A 484-nucleotide genomic window follows, 5' to 3' on the forward strand; every position below is an offset into this window, starting at 1 on the left:
GTCCGGCGCCCAGCGGGCCCGGTCCGAACAGAGAGGACCGGAAACCGCCGGTCCCGCCCCTACCTCCACCACCTCTTGGGAGACACGATGAGCAGCCCCGGCCGATACCGTGCGTCCGGCACGCCCCTGGCCGAGCGCAGGGACTACTCCGAGCACGCCCAGCGCCTGTTCGACGACACCGGGGCGCAGGCCGTCGTCCTGTTCACCGGTGACGGGATCATCGCGGGCCGGAACCAGGAGGCCAGCCAGGAGCAGGCGGAGCAGGCGTCCGCGATCTGCACCTCCCTCTTCAGCACCGCCCTCACCGCGTCGGAGCTCTTCCCGGTGGACGGGGCCGGGGAACTGCCCCTGCGCCAGGTGACCGTGGAGGACGGCAACAGGTTCGTCATCGTGGCCCAGGCCGGCTCCAACGTCCGCGTGGTCGTCTACACGCACCCCGGCGCCGACCTCGGCGCGGTGTCCTACAAGATCGCGCGGTTCGCCG

1 protein-coding gene is annotated in these 484 nt (G+C 71.9%); it reads left to right on the forward strand.

Going from position 1 to position 484, the window contains the following annotated elements; all coding sequences use genetic code 11:
* Window positions 1-87: 87 nt before the first annotated feature.
* On the forward strand, window positions 88-484 hold a 397-nt coding region (locus tag RNB18_RS51145; protein WP_311720941.1), incomplete at its 3' end, for a roadblock/LC7 domain-containing protein.

The organism is Streptomyces doebereineriae, assembly GCF_031845645.1.
GTDB lineage: Bacteria > Actinomycetota > Actinomycetes > Streptomycetales > Streptomycetaceae > Streptomyces > Streptomyces canus.